24 protein-coding genes are annotated in these 21,202 nt (G+C 54.8%); 22 read left to right on the forward strand and 2 right to left on the reverse strand.

The genetic code is table 11. The features are described 5' to 3' along the window. The first annotated feature begins 109 nt into the window (after nt 1-109). The 5 genes from AB6K10_RS11800 (at nt 110) to AB6K10_RS11820 (ending at nt 4,696) form a co-directional block, all read left to right on the forward strand. A complete protein-coding gene (locus AB6K10_RS11800; RefSeq protein ID WP_253016514.1) occupies nt 110-283 on the forward strand; it encodes a DUF2970 domain-containing protein in 174 nt (57 codons plus the stop codon). 125 nt (nt 284-408) lie between these two features. Next, entirely contained in the window at nt 409-1,524 is a 1,116-nt protein-coding gene (coxB, locus tag AB6K10_RS11805) for a cytochrome c oxidase subunit II (protein WP_339118796.1), read from the forward strand. 47 nt (nt 1,525-1,571) lie between these two features. After that, entirely contained in the window at nt 1,572-3,221 is a 1,650-nt protein-coding gene (gene ctaD / locus AB6K10_RS11810) for a cytochrome c oxidase subunit I (RefSeq protein WP_217352991.1), read from the forward strand. A 33-nt stretch (nt 3,222-3,254) separates the two neighbouring features. Beyond that, a complete protein-coding gene (locus AB6K10_RS11815; protein WP_339119619.1) occupies nt 3,255-3,839 on the forward strand; it encodes a cytochrome c oxidase assembly protein in 585 nt (194 codons plus the stop codon). Then, nucleotides 3,836-4,696, forward strand: a complete 861-nt coding sequence (locus tag AB6K10_RS11820) for a cytochrome c oxidase subunit 3 (protein WP_285264415.1) — start codon at nt 3,836-3,838, stop codon at nt 4,694-4,696. The genes AB6K10_RS11815 and AB6K10_RS11820 overlap by 4 nt, the downstream gene beginning before the upstream one ends. A 4-nt stretch (nt 4,697-4,700) precedes the next feature. On the opposite strand, the gene AB6K10_RS11825 is transcribed toward AB6K10_RS11820, so the two are convergent. Beyond that, entirely contained in the window at nt 4,701-4,892 is a 192-nt protein-coding gene (locus AB6K10_RS11825; RefSeq protein ID WP_159342024.1) for a DUF2909 family protein, read from the reverse strand. Here AB6K10_RS11825 and AB6K10_RS11830 point away from each other — a divergent pair. The 12 genes from AB6K10_RS11830 to AB6K10_RS11885 all read left to right on the forward strand — a co-directional run bounded on the left by AB6K10_RS11830 (nt 4,891) and on the right by AB6K10_RS11885 (nt 16,226). After that, complete coding sequence (locus tag AB6K10_RS11830) at nt 4,891-5,598, forward strand: SURF1 family protein (protein WP_253016510.1); 708 nt, start codon at nt 4,891-4,893, stop codon at nt 5,596-5,598. The two genes, AB6K10_RS11825 and AB6K10_RS11830, sit on opposite strands and share 2 nt — an antisense overlap. 1 nt (nt 5,599) lies before the next feature. Next, nucleotides 5,600-6,106, forward strand: a complete 507-nt coding sequence (locus AB6K10_RS11835; protein WP_339118797.1) for a hypothetical protein — start codon at nt 5,600-5,602, stop codon at nt 6,104-6,106. 33 nt (nt 6,107-6,139) lie between these two features. After that, a complete protein-coding gene (locus AB6K10_RS11840; RefSeq protein WP_339118798.1) occupies nt 6,140-7,198 on the forward strand; it encodes a COX15/CtaA family protein in 1,059 nt (352 codons plus the stop codon). A gap of 113 nt (nt 7,199-7,311) precedes the next feature. Further along, complete coding sequence (locus AB6K10_RS11845) at nt 7,312-7,779, forward strand: DUF2489 domain-containing protein (RefSeq protein WP_253016504.1); 468 nt, start codon at nt 7,312-7,314, stop codon at nt 7,777-7,779. 247 nt (nt 7,780-8,026) lie between these two features. Further along, nucleotides 8,027-8,896, forward strand: coding sequence for an OmpA family protein (locus AB6K10_RS11850; protein ID WP_159342029.1), 870 nt, complete (start codon nt 8,027-8,029; stop codon nt 8,894-8,896). Nucleotides 8,897-9,112: 216 nt separating this feature from the next. Continuing rightward, nucleotides 9,113-11,035, forward strand: a complete 1,923-nt coding sequence (thrS, locus tag AB6K10_RS11855; RefSeq protein ID WP_253016502.1) for a threonine--tRNA ligase — start codon at nt 9,113-9,115, stop codon at nt 11,033-11,035. A gap of 12 nt (nt 11,036-11,047) precedes the next feature. Next, nucleotides 11,048-11,587 carry a translation initiation factor IF-3 gene (gene infC / locus AB6K10_RS11860; RefSeq protein ID WP_159343739.1) on the forward strand — a complete coding sequence of 180 codons (540 nt, stop codon included), beginning with the start codon at nt 11,048-11,050 and terminating at the stop codon, nt 11,585-11,587. Between the two features lie 81 nt (nt 11,588-11,668). After that, nucleotides 11,669-11,863: a 50S ribosomal protein L35 gene (gene rpmI / locus AB6K10_RS11865; RefSeq protein WP_009724291.1), complete on the forward strand. Its 195-nt coding sequence runs from the start codon at nt 11,669-11,671 to the stop codon at nt 11,861-11,863. A gap of 57 nt (nt 11,864-11,920) precedes the next feature. Further along, complete coding sequence (rplT, locus tag AB6K10_RS11870; RefSeq protein ID WP_009097607.1) at nt 11,921-12,274, forward strand: 50S ribosomal protein L20; 354 nt, start codon at nt 11,921-11,923, stop codon at nt 12,272-12,274. Between the two features lie 157 nt (nt 12,275-12,431). Further along, the gene (gene pheS, locus AB6K10_RS11875; protein WP_253016500.1) at nt 12,432-13,451 is read left to right on the forward strand and encodes a phenylalanine--tRNA ligase subunit alpha; all 1,020 of its coding nucleotides are present in this window, start codon (nt 12,432-12,434) and stop codon (nt 13,449-13,451) included. 26 nt (nt 13,452-13,477) lie between these two features. Then, nucleotides 13,478-15,859, forward strand: a complete 2,382-nt coding sequence (pheT, locus tag AB6K10_RS11880) for a phenylalanine--tRNA ligase subunit beta (protein ID WP_339118799.1) — start codon at nt 13,478-13,480, stop codon at nt 15,857-15,859. 67 nt (nt 15,860-15,926) lie between these two features. Next, complete coding sequence (locus AB6K10_RS11885; protein ID WP_159342033.1) at nt 15,927-16,226, forward strand: integration host factor subunit alpha; 300 nt, start codon at nt 15,927-15,929, stop codon at nt 16,224-16,226. Between the two features lie 101 nt (nt 16,227-16,327). Here AB6K10_RS11885 and AB6K10_RS11890 read toward each other — a convergent pair whose 3' ends face one another. Beyond that, nucleotides 16,328-16,534: a DUF2788 domain-containing protein gene (locus AB6K10_RS11890; RefSeq protein ID WP_159342034.1), complete on the reverse strand. Its 207-nt coding sequence runs from the start codon at nt 16,532-16,534 to the stop codon at nt 16,328-16,330. Between the two features lie 156 nt (nt 16,535-16,690). On the opposite strand from AB6K10_RS11890, the gene AB6K10_RS11895 reads away from it, so the two are divergent. The 5 genes from AB6K10_RS11895 to clpX all read left to right on the forward strand — a co-directional run bounded on the left by AB6K10_RS11895 (nt 16,691) and on the right by clpX (nt 21,062). Then, entirely contained in the window at nt 16,691-17,152 is a 462-nt protein-coding gene (locus tag AB6K10_RS11895) for a flavodoxin (protein ID WP_159342035.1), read from the forward strand. A 1-nt stretch (nt 17,153) separates the two neighbouring features. Continuing rightward, on the forward strand, nt 17,154-17,525 hold the full coding sequence (locus AB6K10_RS11900; RefSeq protein ID WP_159342036.1) for a hypothetical protein: 372 nt from the start codon (nt 17,154-17,156) through the stop codon (nt 17,523-17,525). A 149-nt stretch (nt 17,526-17,674) separates the two neighbouring features. Further along, nucleotides 17,675-19,024: a trigger factor gene (gene tig, locus AB6K10_RS11905; protein WP_339118800.1), complete on the forward strand. Its 1,350-nt coding sequence runs from the start codon at nt 17,675-17,677 to the stop codon at nt 19,022-19,024. Between the two features lie 65 nt (nt 19,025-19,089). Next, nucleotides 19,090-19,707 carry an ATP-dependent Clp endopeptidase proteolytic subunit ClpP gene (gene clpP, locus AB6K10_RS11910; RefSeq protein ID WP_339118801.1) on the forward strand — a complete coding sequence of 206 codons (618 nt, stop codon included), beginning with the start codon at nt 19,090-19,092 and terminating at the stop codon, nt 19,705-19,707. Nucleotides 19,708-19,781: 74 nt separating this feature from the next. Next, entirely contained in the window at nt 19,782-21,062 is a 1,281-nt protein-coding gene (gene clpX, locus AB6K10_RS11915; protein ID WP_339118802.1) for an ATP-dependent Clp protease ATP-binding subunit ClpX, read from the forward strand. Nucleotides 21,063-21,202 lie beyond the last annotated feature (140 nt).

A 21,202-nucleotide genomic window follows, 5' to 3' on the forward strand; every position in this document is an offset into this window, starting at 1 on the left:
GCTTTTCTCACAGCATGATTCATGAAATTGCCTATCCTCAATGAGAGCCAGGTGCTCTACGACGGTTGCCCAATCGAGCATTAACCCACTCAACCGTGAGGAAAGCGCTATGTGGTCAGTGATCAAGTCAGTACTGGCAGCGCTCATAGGCGTCCAGAATGATCGTCAGCGGCAGCAGGATTTTTCTAGTGGCAAGCCTGCAATCTTCATCATAACGGCGGTCGCCGTCACGATTGTGTTCGTGCTAATGCTGCTTGGTGTGGCGATCTTTGCAGCAGGTTGAACCGTTGAGAAACATCACGCTTGTCGAGCGTGACGAATGCCATATGTTTTCTATACTCAAATGACATCACTTAATCCTGACCTAATAAAAGGGTTGGCGAGAACAACAATAACAAGGAGGCGGCTATGCACCTACCGTGGCGATGGCTTCTCACCATGTCCAGTGTCGCAAGTATCTCCCAAGTGCAAGCCAGTAGCTGGAATATGCCGGTCGGCGTAACGGATATCAGCCGCGATATCTTTGGCCTTCACATGACCATTTTCTGGGTATGTGTGGTGATTGGCGTCGTCGTCTTCGGTGTCATGTTTTACTCCTTGTTCCGCTATCGTCACTCCAAGGGAGCCAAGGCGGCCCGCTTTCATGAACACACCTCCGTGGAGGTGCTCTGGACGGCCATTCCGATCCTGATACTGGTCGGCATGGCGGTGCCCGCGACGGCCACGCTCAAAAACATGTATGACGCTTCTGAAGCTGACCTGGATATCATGATTACCGGTCAGCAGTGGCGCTGGCGCTACGAATACCTGGGTGAGGATGTTGCGTTCACTTCCAACCTAAGCACCAGCCGCGAACAGATCCGTGGCGAAGAAGAGAGAAGCGAGCATTATCTACTCGATGTGGATGAGCCTCTCGTGCTGCCTATCAATCGCAAAGTGCGCTTTTTGATGACGTCCGATGACGTCATCCACTCTTGGTGGGTGCCCGAGCTGGCCGTCAAACAAGACACGATTCCTGGGTTCATTAACGAAAACTGGGTTCAGATCAACGAGCCCGGCATATATCGCGGGCAGTGTGCCGAACTATGCGGAGTCAATCATGGCTTCATGCCCATCGTGGTGCATGCCATGGAGGAAGCGGAGTTCGAGACGTGGCTTGAAGAGCGTAAAGCTGCTGCCGAGCAGGAAGCGATGGGGGTCGATCGTGAGTGGGCGATGGAAGAGCTCATGGCTCGTGGCGAAACCGTCTATCAATCCATCTGCTCCTCTTGCCATCAAAGTGAAGGGCAGGGGGCTCCCCCCGCGTTCCCCGCGCTTGCAGGCAACGAACAGTTGATCAATGACTTGGATTGGCATTTAGGCCGTGTCATCAACGGCGTGTCGGGCGCGGCCATGCCAGCCTTCCGTAGTACGCTGAATCCGGTAGAGATAGCTGCGGTGGTGACATACACGAGAAATGCCTGGGGCAATGATACGGGGGATATCGTTCAGCCAGCGGCAGTGGCCGAACGTATCGCGCAATAAGCGTTAAACAACGTCTTCTAATAATACGATAAAGTGCGGAGAGACTTATGGCGCCCAAACTACCTCCACAACACCCGCTGCAGCACAGTTCGACGGCCGTTGCGGGCAGCCAGTCTCAGGAGGGGCACGCTCACCACGCCCCACCCAAAGGCATCTTGCGATGGTTGCTGACCACCAATCATAAAGAGATTGGGTCCCTGTATTTAATTTTCTCACTGACGATGTTTTTTGTCGGTGGGATCTTTGCGCTGGTGGTGAGAGCGGAGCTATTCCAACCCGGTTTACAGCTGGTCGAGCCTGAGTTCTTTAATCAAATGACCACGATGCACGGCTTGATTATGGTCTTTGCGGCCGTGATGCCCGCTTTTACGGGGCTCGCCAACTGGATGATTCCCCTGCAAATTGGCGCGCCAGACATGGCGTTACCGCGACTCAACAACTTCAGTTTTTGGCTTTTACCCGTTGCCTTTGCTCTACTGCTTTCTACCTTACTGATGCCGGGCGGCGGCCCTAATTTCGGCTGGACCTTCTACGCGCCTTTATCGACGACCTATGCGCCGGCTTCCACGACGTTTTTTATCCTGGCGCTGCATATCGCGGGGATTAGTTCGATTTTAGGTGCCATCAACATCATCGCGACCATTCTCAACATGCGAGCCCCTGGTATGCGGATGATGGACATGCCGCTGTTCGTCTGGACATGGCTCATCACGGCCTTTCTGTTGATCGCCGTCATGCCGGTATTGGCGGGGGTCATCACCATGATGTTGATGGATATCAACTTCGGTACCAGCTTCTTCGATGCTGCGGGTGGGGGAGATCCCGTGCTGTTCCAGCATCTGTTCTGGTTCTTTGGGCACCCGGAAGTTTACATCATGATACTGCCAGCGTTTGGGATCGTGTCAGCCATCATTCCTACGTTTGCGCGTAAACCGCTGTTTGGCTACGCCTCGATGGTATATGCCACTGCGGCCATCGCACTGCTTTCGTTTTTGGTTTGGGCCCACCATATGTTCATCGTCGGTCTACCGCTGACCGCCGAGCTGTTCTTCATGTACTCCACCATGCTGATCGCCGTGCCCACGGGGGTCAAGGTGTTCAACTGGGTGACCACGCTGTTTCGGGGTTCGATCAGTTTTGAACCACCCATGCTGTTTGCGCTGGCGTTCGTCGTGCTATTCACCATAGGCGGCTTTTCAGGGCTGATGCTGGCGATTGCCCCTGCCGATTTCCAGTACCACGACACCTATTTCGTAGTGGCACATTTCCACTACGTACTCGTGCCTGGCGCTATTTTCGCCATCATGGCAGGCGTGTACTACTGGTTACCTAAGTGGACGGGGCACTACCCCAACGAACGTCTGGCGCAGTGCCATTTCTGGTGCTCCATCATTGGCGTCAACCTGACTTTTTTCCCGATGCACTTCGCCGGGTTGGCAGGTATGCCAAGGCGTATTCCCGATTATGCGCTGCAGTTTGCCGACTTCAATCTGCTATCCAGCATTGGGGCGTTTTTCTTTGGTGCCTCACAGCTCCTCTTTGTACTTGTGGTCGTGCTCTGCGTGCGAGGCGGGCAGAAAGCCCCTGCGAAAGCTTGGGAAGGCGCCGTAGATTTAGAGTGGAGCGTGCCCAGCCCGGCGCCGTTGCATACGTTTGACACGCCTCCCGTCTTTCATCGTGCCCAAACTCATGACTAAGCAGTGAGTGTCGGCTTAGGTGGAGGTATGAGCATGGCGATCGAGGGGTATCAAGAAGCGGGAGTGAGAAAAACGGTCGTGCGAAGCGTGGCGGCCCTGGTAGGGATGTTTGCCTTTGCATTCGCCTTGGTGCCCCTCTATGACGTGTTTTGCAAGGTGACCGGATTGAACGGCAAAGTCGATACTACTGCCCAGGCCATCGTACATGAGGAGGTCGATCAGTCGCGCTTCGTCACGGTGCAGTTCATTACTCGTGGCAGTGCCGGTTTACCCTGGCAAATGAGCGTCGAAACGCGGCAAATGCGCGTTCATCCAGGGCAAACGGCAGAGGTGGATTTTACGTTCACCAACAACAGTGCCGTCGAGAGTTGGGGGCGAGCCGTGCCTAGCGTGTCTCCCTCCAGTGCCACGACACATTTACGCAAGGTCAGCTGTTTTTGTTTTCAAGAGCAGCAACTGCAGGGAGGCGAACGGCTCACCATTCCGCTCGTTTTTCAGTTGGCCAGAGACCTGCCTGAAGAGATCAACACCATCACCTTGGTATACACCCTATACCCAGTACAGCGCATAGCGCTCCAGACGGTCCAAAACAATAACTCGGCGGGGGATAACATATGAGCAGCGGCAGCTACTACGTTCCTGCTACCAGTCGGTGGCCCATTTTAGGTTCACTGGCGCTTGGCGCCATGATGGTGGGTATCGGTATTCAGTTGGTGCACGATACCGGAGCGCCACTGATGGTCATCGGTGTCCTGGGGGTAGTGAGTGTGATGGGTCTGTGGTTTCGCGATGTCATTCATGAATCCATGGGAGGCCTCTATGATGCTCAGATGGACCGGTCATTTCGCTGGGGGATGGGCTGGTTCATTTTTTCCGAGGTGATGTTTTTCGCCGCCTTTTTTGGTGCCTTGTTCTATATCAGAACCTTCACGTTGCCATGGCTCGGTGGTGAGGGGGCCAAAGGTGTATCAGCGCTGCTTTGGCCAGATTTCGTGCCGCAGTGGCCGCTGCTCAATCCGCCCGATGCGTCGGTATCAGGGCCGACCAGCGTGCTTAGCCCTTGGCAACTGCCTCTGGTCAATACGCTCATACTCGTGACGTCCAGTATCACGCTGACCGTCGCACATGAGGCTCTTAAACTGGGCTACCGGCAAACCTGTCGCAACTGGCTGGCGGGTACGGTGCTGTTGGGTATCTGCTTTATCGTCATTCAAGGTGTCGAGTATTACGAGGCTTATCACCACTATGGCATCACCTTGGAGGCGGGGATTTTCGGCGCTACCTTTTTCATACTCACGGGTTTCCATGGCCTTCATGTGATCATTGGCACTCTGATCTTGGCAAGCATGCTCGTGAGGATCGTCAAAGGCCACTTTGCTAACGATCACCATTTTGGCTTTGAAGCGGCCTGTTGGTACTGGCACTTCGTGGACGTGGTCTGGGTGGGGCTCTTTATTTTCGTCTATGTGTTCTAGGAGGCTATCCAAGCTCGCCTGATAAAAAGCCAATGAGAAGCAGTGCCACCAGCAGGCAAGCGAGAGCAATACGCCATTTCAGTGATATGAGCAGGCGCCTGGAAGTGCTGTCATCACGAAGCAAAAAGCCTGCGCCTGCGGCAAGGCTGGCCACCATTCCGATAAATACCACGGCGATGAGTAGTTTTAACCACATGATCAAGCCCTCTCGTTATCCAGTCAGACTTTATGTTTGGTATTTGTTCTGGGGTGTGGTGGTCACGCTCGGTCTCGTCTTAGGACTATGGCAGTGGGAGCGGGCGGATGACAAGCGCGAATTATTGGCCAGCAGAGCGGCTGCTCCTGTGATGATCGAGCCCACCGATACACCCGTCGAAGGCGCACAGGTACATTTACGTGGCAGATATCTGTCGGAGCATACGCTCTATTTAGACAATCGAATGACGGGAGGTCGGTTGGGCGTTGCGGTGCTTACACCGCTCAGAGATAGGTACGGGCAGCTATGGTTGGTTCAGCGAGGGTTTTTAGAAACGGGGCCCAGCCGAGAGGCACCCTCTACATCGACGCCTGTAGGCATGATCGACGTCTCTGGGGAGTGGCAGAATGCACAAGTACAAGGCCCCCTTTATGGCGCTAATCGAGAGGGCGTCAGGCTTCAACAGCTTAGCCTTATGCCATGGGAGTCGACGCTAGGCGCATTCAGTCATCAAGGGTGGCTGCATGCAGAGGAGGGAGCCGGTACGCTGACACCTTGGTGGGAGCCAAGTGTGATGCCGCCCAGCCGTCATCTTGGCTATGCCGTGCAGTGGTGGGCGTTGGCCTTAACGGCTTTCATGATCATGCTGTTGGGTGGACACCGTTTGGTCGCCGACAATCGCGAACGCTATCTAGGAGGACGCTAATATGCCACCCCATCGTCCCGTACGCTATCCAAGAACCAAGCTGCTGCTACTGTTCGTGATTTTTGCTGCTCCCATTGTCACCGCTTGGGGGATGGTGACTTGGCATGTGGGCATTCCTCAAGCGCACACCGCCCATGGCCAAGTCACGCTGGACGTTCCTTCTTTATATGAATGGCCATTGACGTGGCCGGCGCCTGCCTCTGAGCGGTGGACGCTGGTATTCGATTGCGGCGCGCACTGTGAACAAAAGCAGGACGAGCTTTGGCGTTTACACCGCGCCTTGGGGCGGGAGGCACCACGCCTGCAGCGATTGAGAATCGGTGGGGAAGCCACTGCATTGCCGGGCGAAACGGTGACCAGTTGGCAACGTTCCCCTGCGTGGGGTGACGCCAGCAGCGTGTGGTTGTTCGACCCGATGGGTAGGCCCGCCCTTGCTTTTGACGACGCAACGGCTGCCGCCGACATCCTCGATGACATACGTCATTTGTTTAAAGTCAATCCACTATAGCCCGTGCCCGGCTACTCTTAGCCGTAAGGAACTATGATGCATAGCGACCCACAGCGCCGTCTTCGCTGGCTTGTATGGTTGACGTTGTCAGGTACGTTACTCACTGCCTGCGTGATATTGGTAGGTGCGTGGACGAGATTGGTAGATGCCGGGTTAGGCTGTCCGGACTGGCCAGGTTGCTATGGAAAGCTCATCGTCCCCGATAGTGAACATGCGGCGCTCCAGCATCCTGATGCCCCGTTAGAACCTTTCAAAGCGTGGGTAGAAATGGCGCACCGCTACGTGGCGAGCTTTCTAGGCGTCATCGTGCTCAGCGTGGTGGCATTGGGTTGGCCACTGCGAACGCGTAAGGGGTATCCGTGGCGTCTCAGCCTGTCACTATTGCTCGTCATTCTCGTGCAAGGCGCGTTTGGTGCCTTTACCGTTACCCTCAAGCTGTGGCCGCAGGTGGTCACGCTTCACCTGCTGGGTGGACTCAGCGTTTTAATGGTGTTTTTCTGGTTGCATCTTCGGTTGCGCAGTATTCGGCAAGGAAGCGTTTCCTCGGGCGCTGCAGGCAACGTGCTCTGGTACGCTGCTGGCGGGGTACTAGTGCTTCAACTCGCGCTAGGCGGCTGGGTGACCAGTAACTACGCCGGTATTGCTTGCCAAGGATTTCCAACTTGTAACACGCAATGGTGGCCCAGTATGGATCTCAGTGAAGGGTTCCACCTAACACAAACCGTTGGTCCCAATTATCTTCATGGTCAATTGCATGCCGATGCCCGCACGGCGATTCACATGGTACATCGGCTGGGGGCGCTTTTGTTGGGTATGACGCTACTGCTGCTCTGGTGGCGTTACCGGCACATCAAACAAGTTGCGAATGCACTGGTGGGTGTGCTGTGTGCCTATACGCTCCAAGTGGGGCTAGGTGTCGCTAACGTGCTGTTGTGGCTGCCGCTTTGGCTAGCGTTACTCCATACCGCTGGCGCTGTAGCACTCGTGTTGAGTCTTGGATGGGCTTGGTGGTGTTGGTGCTATCGTGTCAGTGTGCGGGAGATGGCGTACTCTATGCCACAGAGAGACGAGTTGGCTTCTCGTTACAGCTAAGCGTGGGTTTAGAGGTTTTAGAGGGGAGTGACAGTGAATGGTGTTGGTCTAACTCCGCTAATTAGGTGTACAATTCTCGTTAAGCTATTTATTTCCCAGTCAGTAGGGGCTTTATGAGTTCAACGGTTGCACTTTTACTGCTCGTCGTCGCCGTTTTGATCATTATCGGTTTGGGAGGCTATGCCTACAAGCTTCGTAATGAGGTGAAGCGCCGCGAGGCATTTCGTTTGGACGAAGAGCGTCGTGCCCAACAGAATAGCCTGGAAAATCTCGATTACGTCGTCAGTGCCCTCGTCCAAGAGCAGGTCGATATCACCGAGGGTTCTTGGCGCTGTAAAGTGTTACTCGAGATCATCGACCCAAGCCTTGCTGAGCGTCCTGAATTCCAAGCGTTTGCGGACGTCTATCATCGTACGCGTCACTTGAAGACTCACTCAGCACGTAAGCAGTTGACCCCTAGGGAAAGAATGCAAGAAGACAAGGAGCGGCTCGCCGTCGAAGACGAGATGCGCCCTGCGGTGCTTGCGGCTGCGGCGGCAGTGATTAAATGGCGCGCTAAAGGCCCCTCCGCTCTGCATTGAAATTTTTTTAATGCCAACGATGTCAGCTTTGCTATGCTGGTAGGGTCGGTATTGGCAAGAAGTTGATATCTCGGCATTGTTGCCTTCTAGCGCTGAAACGTTAATGATAGGCACCTTGTTCGTTTCATGGGGTAGGGTTCCTAGACCTGAAACAGAACAGCGAAAAATGGATGCTCTCGCCATAAGAAGCATTGGATAGATTTGGTCTTTTAGACCATGTCAGCATTGGATCAAGAAGGAGTCTTGCATGAAAAAATCAACGACTGGCTTGCTCATCGGTTCTGCATTAGTCGTCGGCCTATCAGGCTGCGCTAGCTCGGCCTCTCAGTCTTCCAGCCAAGACGGCGCCAACAGCGGTCAAAGCTGGTATCAGCACCCGGCCGTCTGTGGCCTGGCGGGCAGCATCATTGGCGGCAGCATCGGTTACGCCACCAGCAGCAGCTCTGATGAAGACGCGGGCGCTGCGACGGGTGCCGCTGCGGGTGCTGCGATCGGCGGCCTGCTGTGTGCAGACCGTACGCCTGAGCCGGTAGCACCTCAGTGCCCGAGCTATGGCGAAGTGCCTGCTGGTGTTGCTGTTGATGCCGAAGGCTGCCCGCTGGACTCCGACGGTGACGGCGTGCCGGACTACCGCGACCAGTGCCCGGGTACCCCGGCTGGCGTCGAAGTCAATGCCAACGGTTGCCCGCTGGATTCCGATAACGACGGCGTTCCGGACTATCGCGACCAGTGCCCGGACACTCCCGCTGGTGTAGAAGTTAACGCCCTGGGTTGCCCGGCGAGCGTTGTGCTGCGTGAAGTCAACTTCGAGTTTGATTCTGCTCAGCTGACTGCCAACGCGCAAAACGTTCTGAACGGCGTTGCTGAGCGTCTGGTGAACAACCCTGACGTACGTGTCAGCATTGAAGGCCACACCGATGCTCGTGGCTCTGACCAGTACAACAAGGATCTGTCACAGCGTCGTGCAGAGTCTGTGGCTGCTTACCTGAATCAGCGCGGCGTAGAAGCTGACCGCATGCGTGCGATTGGTTACGGTGAAGAGCGTCCGGTAGCGACTAACGACACTGAAGAAGGTCGTTTCCAGAACCGTCGCGTAGAACTGGATGAGTGGAACTAATTCACTCGACTGTACCCTCAATGGGTAGTGTCGTCGGCGTCAGCGTCGACGACACCCTTTGATACAGAACGGGAGGCTCATGCCTCCCGTTTTATTTTACGATGTCATAAAGTCTGATAGGCTTGGCAGCCTTTAATACGTGCTGAACACCCCCGACCATTGATAGCGAAATGTGATCCTTGGTATGGATCACCACTGCGCTCAAGGAATACTTGAATGCCCATAGTGACACTGCCGGATGGCAGCCAAAGAACGTTCGAAGCACCCCTCTCTATTATGCAGCTAGCAGAGTCCATTGGCCCTGGTTTGGCCAAGGCCTGCGTGGCGGGCAAAATAGACGGTGTGCTGGTGGATGCCGCTGACATCATCGAGCAGGATGCCGACGTTTCCATCATTACTGCCCGTGATGAAGAGGGTTTAGAGATTATTCGTCACTCGTGTGCCCATTTGATTGGTCACGCAGTGAAGCAGCTTTACCCAGAGGCCAAAATGGCCATTGGGCCTGTGATCGATGATGGCTTCTATTACGACATCGATTTTGGTAAATCGGTAACGCCTGAAGACATGGACGCCATCGAAAAGCGCATGCAAGCGCTGATCGATCATGAGTACGATGTCATTCGAGAGTACGTTGATCGCGATCAGGCGATGGCTACCTTCGAAAAGCGGGGTGAAACCTACAAGCAGGAAATCATCCGCGGCATTCCGGAAGGCGCAACGATCCGTTTGTACCATCATGAGGAGTACACGGATATGTGCCGTGGCCCTCACGTTCCCAATACGCGTCATTTGAAGGCCTTCAAATTGACGAAGTTGGCCGGTGCTTACTGGCGTGGCGATGCTTCCAACCCAATGCTGACCCGTATCTATGGAACGGCGTGGGGCGATAAAAAGCAGTTAAAGGCCTACTTGAAGCGCCTGGAAGAAGCGGAAAAACGCGATCACCGCAAGTTGGCGCGGAAGATGGACTTGTTCCACCTTCAAGAAGAAGCGCCGGGTATGGTCTTTTGGCACCCTAATGGCTGGACCATGTACCAAGCGTTAGAAGAGTACATGCGCAACATTCAGCGTGAGCACGGCTATCAAGAGATCAAAACGCCCCAGGTGGTGGATCTGTCGCTGTGGAAGAAATCGGGTCACTGGGGGCATTACAGTGAGCTAATGTTCACCACTGAGTCTGAAAAGCGTGAATACGCGGTCAAGCCGATGAACTGCCCGTGTCACGTTCAGGTGTTCAATCAAGGCCTCAAAAGCTACCGTGACCTTCCGCTGCGCTTGGCAGAATTTGGTAGCTGTCACCGCAATGAACCTTCGGGTTCCCTGCATGGTCTGATGCGAGTGCGCGGCTTTACTCAAGACGATGCCCATATTTTCTGCACGGAAAGTCAGATTCAGGCCGAGGCCGAGGCCTTCATTGCGCTAACGCTGCAAGTTTATAAAACGCTGGGTTTTGAAGACGTCGAGCTCAAGCTATCTACGCGTCCCGAAGACTTTCTGGGTGAAGCCGAGATGTGGGATCGGGCCGAGCAGGGGCTTGAGGCAGCGCTCAATGCGACTGGTTTGGCGTGGGAGCTGCAGCCGGGCGAAGGGGCTTTCTATGGTCCTAAAATTGAATTTGCGTTAAGAGATTGTCTGAATCGTGTTTGGCAGTGTGGTACTCTTCAGCTAGATTTTAACTTGCCAGGGCGTTTAGGGGCGCAATACGTCGACGAAGACGGTACGCGTAAAACCCCTGTGATGCTGCATCGTGCTATTCTGGGATCCTTTGAGCGATTCCTGGGTATACTGATCGAGCATTATGCAGGCGCAATGCCGTTATGGTTGGCACCGCAGCAAGCGGTTCTCATGACCATTACCGATGCGCAGCGTGATTATGCGCTCGATTTAGAGCAGCGCCTGCAAAAAAGTGGCTTACGGATCAAGGCGGACTTGAGGAACGAGAAGATCGGCTTTAAAATCCGTGAGCATACGTTACAGAAAGTTCCCTATCTCCTTGTGGTAGGAGATAAGGAAGTCGAAGCTGACTCAGTGGCCGTGCGAACTCGCAGCGGCGAAAACCTCGGTACCATGACCGTCGATGAATTCATCGAACGTTTTAGTGCAGAGCGAGCAGCCCTGGCGACATCGTCAATTGCCTAAGGAGACGGAGCGATCAAGCGAAGCAATCAGCGCGGGCGTCCACAAGACAAGCGCCCACCAATGAACGAGCGTATTACCGAAGAAGAAGTGCGTTTAATCGATGCCGACGGTGAGCAGTTGGGCGTAGTGCCCACCACTGAGGCTCTTGAACGTGCGGAAGCAGCCGGTTTAGATCTCGTGCAAATTTCGAATGCCGATCCGATCGTTTGTAAGATCATGGATTACGGCAAATTCGTTTTTGAGACCAAAAAGCAAAAAGCGGCTCAAAAGAAGAAGCAAAAGCAAATCCAGGTCAAGGAAGTCAAATTCCGTCCTGGCACCGACGAAGGCGATTATCAGGTGAAACTCAAAAACCTGACCCGCTTCTTGGAAGGTGGTGACAAGGGTAAGGTCACATTGCGCTTCCGCGGTCGTGAAATGGCGCACCAAGACATCGGCCGTAAGCTGATGGAACGGATTGCGTCAGACCTGGAAGAGATCGGAGCGGTGGAGTCTTTCCCGAAAATGGAAGGCCGCCAGATGATCATGATTCTTGCCCCGAAAAAGAAGTGATCCAACGGCGAAGTCAACGGGCTAGCGCTTAGGCGCTAGTCGGCCCTGGGTTTTCTAAAAAATATCGAGCGGAGTTTTCTCATGCCGAAAATCAAAAGCAACAGCGGCGCTGCCAAGCGCTTCAAAAAGACTGCGAATGGCTTCAAGCATAAACAGTCTTTCCGTAGCCACATCTTGACCAAGAAGTCGACCAAGCGTAAGCGTCAGCTGCGTGGCATGAAGCAGATCCATGCTTCCGACAAAGCGCTGATCCAGCGCATGCTGCCGAACCTGTAAGGTCGAATTTTCTTATCTGAGTGCCTCTAGCCTCAGTCATAAAGTCAGGAGTGTGTTATGACCCGTGTTAAGCGTGGCGTAGTTGCCCGTCGTCGCCATAAAAAAGTTCTGAAGCAGGCCAAAGGTTACTATGGTGCACGTTCGCGTGTTTTCCGTGTAGCCAAACAGGCTGTTATCAAAGCCGGTCAGTATGCGTACCGTGACCGCCGCAACCGCAAGCGCCAATTCCGTGCGCTGTGGATTCAGCGTATCAACGCTGGTGCGCGCATCAACGGCATGTCTTACAGCCGCTTCGTTGGCGGTCTGAAGAAAGCCGGTATTGAAATCGACCGTAAAGTATTGGCCGACCTGGCAGTACACGAAAAAGCAGCATTTGCTGCTATCGTGGAAAAAGCCAAGGCTGCCCAATAAGGTCATTTGCACTGAGCTGATGCCAGTGTGAAATGACAGAGGTCATTTCAGTGTGACCCATGCAGGGGAAGAGCAGCCGCTCTTCCCCTGTTTTTTTGTCACCTTCAACATGCCAGCCATCCTCAGAGATGGAATCGCTTAATTCGGAGTAAATCGGATGGATCACCTTCCTACTCTGGTGTCAGAGGCCCGCGATGCTATTCAAGCTGCGCAGAGCGTCTCAGCGCTAGATGAGTTGCGCGTACGTTACTTAGGTAAGAAAGGCGAAGTGACGGCCTTGTTGAAAGGGCTGGGCAAGCTGTCGGCAGAAGAGCGCCCTGCGGCTGGCGAGCAAATCAATCAGGCCAAGCAGACGCTGTCGAGTGAGATCGATGCCAAGCGTCAGCAACTGGAGAGCGAAGCGCTCAATGCCCGATTAGCGGCTGAGCGAATTGACGTCACGTTACCTGGTCGAGGCCAAGAGAGCGGCGGGCTTCACCCCGTTACCCGTACGCTGGAGCGTATCGAAGCGTTGTTTACGCGTATTGGTTACGATGTGGCCGTGGGTCCCGAGATCGAAGACGACTATCACAATTTCGAAGCGCTCAATATTCCTGCTCACCATCCGGCGCGCGGAATGGCGGATACCTTTTATTTCGATGCGACTCGCCTGTTACGCACTCATACGTCTCCGGTGCAAGTGCGCACCATGAAGAGCAGTGAGCCGCCCATTCGTATCGTCTGCCCTGGGCGCGTCTACCGTAGCGATTCGGACTTGACCCATACGCCCATGTTCCATCAGGTCGAAGGTTTGCTGGTGGATGAAGGCGTCAGTTTTGCCGACTTGAAGGGAACGATCGAAGATTTCCTGCAGGCGTTCTTCGAGCGTGACGATTTGTCGGTTCGCTTTCGCCCCTCGTACTTCCCCTTCACGGAGCCCTCTGCTGAGGTCGATATTCAGTGCGTGATGTGTAGCGGTCATGGCTGTCGTGTCTGCTCCCATAGCGGCTGGTTGGAAGTCATGGGTTGCGGCATGGTTCACCCTGAGGTATTTCGGCACTCCGGTATCGATACCGAGCGCTATACGGGTTTTGCCTTTGGGATGGGCGCTGAACGTTTGGCGATGCTTCGATACGGCGTTAATGATCTGCGCTTGTTCTTTGAAAACGATCTGCGCTTTCTTCGTCAATTCACCTAAGACCGCTGCCAGCGACGGGAATCAACATGAAATTTTCAGAACAGTGGCTGCGTGAATGGGTAGCTCCGCAGCTGGAAACGCAGGCCATGGCCGACCAGATCACCATGGCGGGCCTTGAAGTAGATGCCGTTGAGCCGGTCGCCGCTGCTTTTAGCGGTGTGGTCGTGGCTGAAGTGCTGACCAAAGAGAAGCATCCCGATGCCGATAAGCTCAATGTCTGTACCGTCAATGACGGGACGAGTGAGCCTGTGCAAGTGGTGTGTGGTGCGCCCAACGTCGACGTAGGGCAGAAAATTCCCTTTGCCCAGGTGGGGGGTGTTTTGCCAGGGGATTTCAAAATCAAGAAAGCCAAGCTGCGTGGCGTTGAATCCCGCGGCATGATCTGCTCGGCTTCAGAGTTGGGGTTGGAGGAGGAAACCTCTCCAGGCATTCTGGTACTGCCCGAGTCGGCGCCGGTTGGTACGCCTTTCCGTGACTACATGCAGCTCGATGATATGACCATCGAGGTGGATTTGACGCCGAACCGCGGCGACTGCCTCAGCATCAAAGGGCTGGCCAGAGAAGTCGGCGTCCTTAACCGTCTGCCGGTGCACGGTCCGGACATGACCGAGGTCGAAGCCACCATCGATACGACTTTCCCCGTTGTGGTCGATGCGCCAGAGCAGTGCCCTCGCTACGTGGGGCGGGTGATCGAAGGCGTGAAAGTGGATGCCGAAACACCGCTCTGGATGGTCGAGCGCCTGCGTCGCAGCGGCGTGCGCTCCATCGATCCGGTGGTGGATGTCACCAACTACGTCATGCTAGAGCTTGGCCAGCCGTTACACGCATTCGATCGCGATCATTTGCAGGGCGGTGTTACCGTGCGTCTGGCCAAAGACGCCGAACGCTTGACGTTGTTGGATGGCCAAGAGGTCGCTTTGCGCCCCGAAACGCTCGTCATTGCCGATGAGCGAGGTCCTCTGGCGATGGCTGGTATCATGGGGGGCGAGAACTCTGGGGTTAGCGCAAATACACAGACTATTTTCCTAGAGTCGGCGTTCTTTGCGCCGCTTGCGATTGCTGGGCAGGCGCGCTCTTACGGGCTGCACACCGATGCATCGCACCGTTTCGAACGTGGCGTCGATCCTGAGCTCCCCGTCATGGCAGTCGAGCGTGCCACACAGCTTCTGTTGGAGATCTGTGGTGGTCAGGCGGGGCCGGTGGTAGAGACCGTTAGCGAGGAACACTTGCCCGCACCGCGTGCGATTACGCTGCGTGAAGCTCGTCTTGAAAGCGCGCTTTCCAAGCAGCTATCGGCGGACGATGTGACCGATATTCTCCAGCGTCTTGGGCTGGCCGTGGATAAGCAGGCGGAAGGTTGGTCGGTGGTCGCGCCTAGTTGGCGGTTTGACGTCGCCATCGAGGAAGACCTCATCGAAGAAGTGGCGCGTATTCATGGCTACAACAACCTACCAGTGCGTCGTCCTGCCGCCCGATTGGCGCTGCGATCCGCGAACGAAGCCAGCTTGACCCAGTCGCAGTTGCGTAACCAAATGGTCGCCCGCGGCTTCCAAGAAGCAGTGACGTACAGCTTCGTTGCACCTGATCTGCAGGCTGCAATGCTACCCGACGCGGTTTCTCCCGTGCTCGCTAACCCGATCTCATCGGATCTGTCGGTGATGCGTGCCAGTCTCTTTCCCGGTTTGGTGCGAGCGCTCGAGCACAACCTGAATCGTCAGCAGACGCGTGTGCGTATTTTTGAAACGGGCTTGGTGTTCAATGGGCCGTTGGATCACTTGACTCAGGTGCCGATGATGGGCGCACTGGTTTGTGGTGGTCGCGAGGCGGAAGGGTGGAATGGTGCCAAGGCGCAGGTGGACTTCTATGACCTGAAGGGCGATCTAGAGAGTCTACTGGCCATGGGCGGCGCTCAGGACGAGTGGCGCTTCGAACCCGGAGAGCACCCTTCGCTGCACCCAGGGCAAACAGCGCAGCTCTTCCACCAGGGTAAACCAGCAGGCTGGATTGGTACGCTACATCCGCAAGTGCGAGCGACATTGGGCCTCAAGGTCGATGCCGTGCTGTTCGAGGTCCGTTTGGATGCGCTGAGCCAAGGGGCGATTCCGGCGTTCGAACCGCTGTCCCGCTATCCAGAGGTGCGTCGTGACTTGGCGTTCATCCTCAAAGATGCCACGCCAGTGCAAGCGCTGTTGGATTGCGCTAAAGCCAAGGCAGGGGATTACCTGAAAGACATAAAGCTATTTGATGTCTATGCTGGTAAAGGCGTGGCCGAAGGTTATAAGAGCATTGCATTGGGCTTGACCTGGCAACACGCTTCGCGCACGCTAAATGATGAAGAAATCAATCAGTTGGTCGACTCGATCATTACTAACGTGCGAGCCGAATTAGATGCCGAACTTCGCGGCTAACTAAGCTATGCCATGACACGACGCTTATCACGTTCTTGGCAATGCGTATGCTACATGGAGGAGCCCTATGGGTGCGTTGACCAAAGCAGAGCTAGCTGAGCATTTACACACAGAGCTGGCGCTGTCGAAGCGAGAAGCAAAAGCGATGGTAGAGGCGTTCTTTGAAGAAATTCGCGCCTGTTTGCGTGAGAACGAACAGGTGAAACTGTCGGGCTTTGGCAACTTTGACCTACGTGATAAGCGTGAGCGGCCAGGACGAAACCCCAAGACCGGTGAGGAGATTCCCATTTCTGCTCGGCGTGTCGTCACGTTTCGCCCCGGTCAGAAGCTCAAGCAGCAGGTGGAGCGCTACGCGAGTAGCCAGTAGTATCACCCTGCCATGGCTGCCCAACGAAAAGGAGTGCCGTCAGGCACTCCTTTTTTGCATCACTCATATGGGCTTCTGGATGTGTCGTAATGAGTGCGAAGTTAAATACCGCGTCCTTCAATCAGCCAAGTGATCACGACTTTAATGACGTAGCCCAGCATGCCAGCGCCTAGCACGACAAACAGCATGATCGTGCCAAACTTGCCAGCGTTCGATTTTTTGGCCAAATCCCAAATGATGAAACACATAAAGATGATCAAGCCACCCACCATGATGGGCGTGATCCATGTCTCGAAGGCCTGCTGCATAAGCGCTCCTGTTACGCAATTGTCGAAGCCCCACGTGGGGCGTGCGTCGTTTTTGCCAGTCGTGTTAATATTTGAGCAAATTCATCAGGTATTTGTCGACTGAACTTTGTGGAGATCACAACGTAAGGTGCGACACCATTGCCTAGGAGTAGAACAATGCCGACGTTAACCATTCTGGTGGGCACCATGTATGGCGGTGCATTGGATGTGGCGGAACAGGTCAAGCCTCTGTTTGAACAGGCTGGTTATGCTGTCGACATCTCTGAGCAGCCAACGGTTGAGGATATTACCCAGAGAAATGACCTGACCCTGTTCTGTGTTTCGACCACCGGCAGTGGGGATTTTCCCGGTAATTTCGTTCCCTTTGTACGCAGCCTGAAAGACCAAAGCCCTTCACTTACAGGATTGCGTTATGGCCTCATTGCGCTAGGTGACAGCTCCTATGGGGACACGTTTTGCGGCGCGGGCCGGGCGCTGGATGACCTCCTTCAAGACCACGGTGCTCAACGGTTAGGTGAGCGTCTTGAAATCGATGCCATGGAAACCTTCATGGCCGATGATGCTGCGCTACCTTGGGTCGAGGAGTGGATCGAAACTCAGCAGCTGAAGGTCGTTTAACATGCAGCGAGCGCTTTACTCCCCTGAGCGGGTCAGCGTGGCACTGGGGTTGTGCGTCGTGATGCTGTCCGCATTGCCACGTTACATGGCGGGCGGGCACGAAACTCGCCAGACGCTACTGCTGATAGCTTTGGTGTTCGTAGCAGGTGCTGCCATCTTTCAGTGGAAGATGTTGTCACTTGAAGCCCGGCAAGCAGTGCCGCCATTGCTTAAGCGCTTGGCCATGATGCTGGTGTTGGGGGCTTTGGTAATGGGAGCCTGGCATGCCGTGTTTACCGAATGGATCAGTTGGCAGGTCTTCATCTCCCACGCGACGACCTGTGGCCTCCTGCTGCATGCGGTATCGTTATGGTGGCCAGCGCGTGACGCGTGAGTTTTTGTCCTGCTAACCCCTTGTATTTGATGCTCGTGCCCCCATCTTGCGAGCATGGCGCTTGCCACCATGCGTCAGGGTTCTTAAAATTGACCCCTTGAATATATTTTACGCAACTAACACAACGCCCAGCCGCTAGAGGACAATTCATGCAAGTTTCCGTCGAGACGACCTCCCAGATCGAACGCCGTATCACTATTCAGGTGCCGGCAGCAGATATCGACGAGGCCGTCAGCGCTCGCTTGAAAGACACCGCGAAAAACGTTCGCTTGAACGGTTTCCGCCAAGGCCGGGTGCCAATGGCCGTCGTGCGTCAGCGCTATGGCGACAGCGTGCGCAATGAAGTGGTAGGCGAAGTGATGCGCGAACGCTACGTGCGTGCGATCACTGAAGAAGGCCTCAATCCTGCTGGTTTCCCGCAGATCGAGCCAAAAGTAAATCAAGAAGGCAAAGATCTCGAGTTCGTTGCCATCATGGAAATCTATCCGCAGGTCGAACTGGCGTCTATCGAAGGCACTGAGGTTGAGCGTCCGGTGGTTTCCGTTAGCGACGCCGATGTCGATGAAATGATCGACACGCTGCGTAAGCAAAACGCCGCGTGGGAAGAGGTTGACGCGGCCGCAGCGGATGGCGACCAAGTCACCATCGACTTCCAAGGTTTCTTGGGTGACGAGCCGTTCGAGGGTGGTAGCGCTGAAGGCCACGCGCTGGTCATCGGTTCCAACAGCTTCATTCCGGGCTTCGAAGAGCAGCTGATCGGTGCCAAAGCGGGCGAAGAGAAAACCATCTCTGTAACGTTCCCGGAAGATTACCAAGCCGAGCACCTCGCCGGTCAGGATGCGACTTTCAAAGTTACCGTCCACAAAGTCAGCACTCAGAAGTTGCCGGAAGTGGATGCAGCGTTCATCGAGCGTTTTGGCGTAGAAGGTGGTGACGAGACCAAATTCCGCGCTGAGATTAAAAAGAACATGACACGTGAGGCGTCACAGGCGGTCGATAATCGTGTGAAGCAGCAGGTATTGGACGCCCTCAAAAAGGCGAACGACATTCCTGTTCCCAGCGCGCTGGTTCAGCAAGAGACTGACGGCATGAAGCGTCAGGCAGCTCAGCAGTTCGGTTTGGGTGAAGACTTTGACGTCAGCCAACTGCCGAACGAGCTGTTCGAAGAGCAGGCCAAAGGTCGTGTTCAAGTCGGTTTGCTGTTGGCTGAAGTGATCAAAGCCCACGAGCTTGACGCTGACGACGCTGAGATCAAAGCGAAGGTCGAAGAGCTGGCCGAACAGTATCAAGACCCCTCCGAAGTGGTGGAGTACTACATGGGTAACGAGCAGCTGAAGACCCAGGTAAAATCTGCCATTCTCGAAGAGAAAGCCGTCGATAAGCTGCTTGAGCAAACGAATGTAAAAGACGTGGAAATGTCTTACCAGCAAGCGCTGGCTGCCGCTCAGCAACAGGCTGAGCAAGATGAGAACGAAGAGGGCGAACAGGTAAGCGCCTGATCTCATCGCGTGGCGCACCCTGCTAGGGTGCGCTTTTCCCTTACCGGACGCAAGGAATCACCCGAATGAGTGAGTTTGATATTCAAAACGCCGGCGGTTTAGTGCCCATGGTGGTTGAGCAGAGCGCCAAAGGGGAAAGAGCCTACGACATTTACTCGCGTCTTCTCAAAGAGCGCGTGATTTTCCTGGTAGGCCCGGTAGAAGATTACATGGCCAACCTTATCGTGGCGCAGCTGCTGTTTCTTGAGTCTGAGAATCCTGATAAGGATATTCATCTTTACATTAACTCGCCCGGTGGCTCGGTGACGGCAGGGATGTCCATCTACGACACCATGCAGTTCATCAAGCCGGATGTCTCCACCGTGTGTATCGGTCAAGCGGCTAGCATGGGCGCACTCCTGCTCACCGCGGGTGCAGCAGGCAAGCGTTACTGCCTGCCTAATTCCCGTGTAATGATTCACCAGCCGCTCGGTGGTTACCAAGGCCAAGCATCGGATATCGAGATTCACACCCGTGAAATTCTCGGTATTCGTGAAAAACTGAATCAAATCCTGGCCCATCACACCGGTCAAGAGATTGAGAAAGTGGCCCAAGATACCGACCGCGACAATTTCATGAGCGCCAATAAGGCCAAAGAGTACGGCTTGATTGACGCAGTGCTGGATAAGCGGCCTACATCCTGATAGCGTGATAGGATTCTGCTTTTCTAACGAGCTTTTAAGGCGGCGTCAGCCGCCGCAGTGACAGAGGTACGCGAATGGCCGACGGCAAAGGCAAGGACGAAGGTGGCAAACTGCTCTACTGCTCGTTTTGTGGCAAAAACCAAAACGAAGTACGTAAGCTGATTGCCGGCCCGTCCGTGTATATCTGCGATGAGTGTGTCGACTTATGTAATGACATCATTCGCGAAGAAGTTCTCGAAGCCGATGCCGAGAGCGATGAGGAGCGTTTACCTACGCCCCGCGAAATACGTCATACATTGGACGACTACGTCATCGGACAAGACCGCGCCAAAATGGTGCTGTCCGTAGCGGTGTATAACCACTACAAGCGTCTGAAGTCAGAAGTGCATGAAGGCGATGTGGAGCTAGGTAAATCCAACATCCTGCTGATTGGTCCGACGGGCAGCGGTAAAACGCTCCTCGCCGAAACCATGGCGCGGCTACTGAATGTACCTTTTACCATTGCTGATGCAACGACGCTGACCGAAGCAGGTTACGTGGGTGAAGATGTTGAAAACATCATCCAAAAGCTGCTTCAGAAGTGTGACTACGATGTCGAGAAGGCCGAGCGCGGCATTGTTTACATCGATGAAATCGACAAGATCTCGCGCAAATCGGACAATCCGTCGATTACCCGTGATGTCTCTGGCGAAGGCGTGCAACAGGCGCTGTTGAAGCTGATTGAAGGCACGACGGCCTCTGTTCCTCCGCAAGGGGGGCGCAAGCATCCTCAGCAGGAGTTTGTCCAGGTAAATACGGCGAATATCTTGTTCATCGTCGGTGGTGCGTTTGCGGGTCTCGATAAAGTGATTCGTGATCGTGCCGAGAAAGGCGGGATTGGCTTCAACGCCAGCGTCAAGAGCAAAGAGTCCTCTCGCGGTGTGGGAGAGCTGTTGGCAGATGTCGAACCTGAAGATCTGGTCAAGTTCGGTTTGATCCCAGAGTTCGTGGGTCGTCTGCCCGTTATCGCCACGTTGACCGAACTCACCGAAGATGCACTGGTGCAAATCTTGACCGAGCCTAAAAACTCGCTGATCAAGCAATACGCCAAGCTCTTCGAGATGGAAGACGTCACGCTGGAGTTTAGAGACGATGCGCTGAAAGCCGTGGCGGCGAAAGCCATGGAGCGTAAAACCGGCGCGCGTGGCCTTCGCTCCATACTAGAGTCGGTTCTGCTCGACACGATGTATGAAATTCCATCCTTGGAAGGGGTGAGCAAAGTCGTCATCGATGGCTCGGTTATCGCTGGCGAAAGCGAGCCACTGTTGATCTACTCGCAGCAGGAAGAAGCCCGGGTCGACGGCACCGACGGCTAACCCCGACGTGCGTGCCACGGCCTAGCTCTCCACCGCTGGTGCCAAACCAAGGGGTCGCCTAGGCGGCCCCTTGTTGTTAACACACGACTTGAAATGGCTGATCAGCACGCAGTGAGCGTGTCCTGCCATGCCCTTTCACA

Origin of the sequence: Halomonas sp. BMC6 (assembly GCF_964204995.1) — a bacterium.
Classification (GTDB): Bacteria; Pseudomonadota; Gammaproteobacteria; order Pseudomonadales; family Halomonadaceae; genus Vreelandella.

What these genes read in the sequence shown, in the direction of transcription:
- AB6K10_RS11815 (WP_339119619.1), top strand. Translation starts at nt 3,255, where the DNA reads ATGGCGATCGAGGGGTATCAAGAAGCGGGAGTGAGAAAAACGGTCGTG.
- AB6K10_RS11820 (WP_285264415.1), top strand. Translation starts at nt 3,836, where the DNA reads ATGAGCAGCGGCAGCTACTACGTTCCTGCTACCAGTCGGTGGCCCATT.
- thrS (WP_253016502.1), top strand. Translation starts at nt 9,113, where the DNA reads ATGCCCATAGTGACACTGCCGGATGGCAGCCAAAGAACGTTCGAAGCA.
- pheS (WP_253016500.1), top strand. Translation starts at nt 12,432, where the DNA reads ATGGATCACCTTCCTACTCTGGTGTCAGAGGCCCGCGATGCTATTCAA.
- AB6K10_RS11850 (WP_159342029.1), top strand. Translation starts at nt 8,027, where the DNA reads ATGAAAAAATCAACGACTGGCTTGCTCATCGGTTCTGCATTAGTCGTC.
- AB6K10_RS11800 (WP_253016514.1), top strand. Translation starts at nt 110, where the DNA reads ATGTGGTCAGTGATCAAGTCAGTACTGGCAGCGCTCATAGGCGTCCAG.
- ctaD (WP_217352991.1), top strand. Translation starts at nt 1,572, where the DNA reads ATGGCGCCCAAACTACCTCCACAACACCCGCTGCAGCACAGTTCGACG.
- AB6K10_RS11835 (WP_339118797.1), top strand. Translation starts at nt 5,600, where the DNA reads ATGCCACCCCATCGTCCCGTACGCTATCCAAGAACCAAGCTGCTGCTA.
- rplT (WP_009097607.1), top strand. Translation starts at nt 11,921, where the DNA reads ATGACCCGTGTTAAGCGTGGCGTAGTTGCCCGTCGTCGCCATAAAAAA.
- AB6K10_RS11900 (WP_159342036.1), top strand. Translation starts at nt 17,154, where the DNA reads ATGCAGCGAGCGCTTTACTCCCCTGAGCGGGTCAGCGTGGCACTGGGG.
- pheT (WP_339118799.1), top strand. Translation starts at nt 13,478, where the DNA reads ATGAAATTTTCAGAACAGTGGCTGCGTGAATGGGTAGCTCCGCAGCTG.
- clpX (WP_339118802.1), top strand. Translation starts at nt 19,782, where the DNA reads ATGGCCGACGGCAAAGGCAAGGACGAAGGTGGCAAACTGCTCTACTGC.
- coxB (WP_339118796.1), top strand. Translation starts at nt 409, where the DNA reads ATGCACCTACCGTGGCGATGGCTTCTCACCATGTCCAGTGTCGCAAGT.
- AB6K10_RS11890 (WP_159342034.1), bottom strand. Translation starts at nt 16,534, where the DNA reads ATGCAGCAGGCCTTCGAGACATGGATCACGCCCATCATGGTGGGTGGC.
- rpmI (WP_009724291.1), top strand. Translation starts at nt 11,669, where the DNA reads ATGCCGAAAATCAAAAGCAACAGCGGCGCTGCCAAGCGCTTCAAAAAG.
- clpP (WP_339118801.1), top strand. Translation starts at nt 19,090, where the DNA reads ATGAGTGAGTTTGATATTCAAAACGCCGGCGGTTTAGTGCCCATGGTG.
- AB6K10_RS11895 (WP_159342035.1), top strand. Translation starts at nt 16,691, where the DNA reads ATGCCGACGTTAACCATTCTGGTGGGCACCATGTATGGCGGTGCATTG.
- AB6K10_RS11845 (WP_253016504.1), top strand. Translation starts at nt 7,312, where the DNA reads ATGAGTTCAACGGTTGCACTTTTACTGCTCGTCGTCGCCGTTTTGATC.
- AB6K10_RS11840 (WP_339118798.1), top strand. Translation starts at nt 6,140, where the DNA reads ATGATGCATAGCGACCCACAGCGCCGTCTTCGCTGGCTTGTATGGTTG.
- AB6K10_RS11830 (WP_253016510.1), top strand. Translation starts at nt 4,891, where the DNA reads ATGATCAAGCCCTCTCGTTATCCAGTCAGACTTTATGTTTGGTATTTG.
- AB6K10_RS11825 (WP_159342024.1), bottom strand. Translation starts at nt 4,892, where the DNA reads ATGTGGTTAAAACTACTCATCGCCGTGGTATTTATCGGAATGGTGGCC.
- AB6K10_RS11885 (WP_159342033.1), top strand. Translation starts at nt 15,927, where the DNA reads ATGGGTGCGTTGACCAAAGCAGAGCTAGCTGAGCATTTACACACAGAG.
- tig (WP_339118800.1), top strand. Translation starts at nt 17,675, where the DNA reads ATGCAAGTTTCCGTCGAGACGACCTCCCAGATCGAACGCCGTATCACT.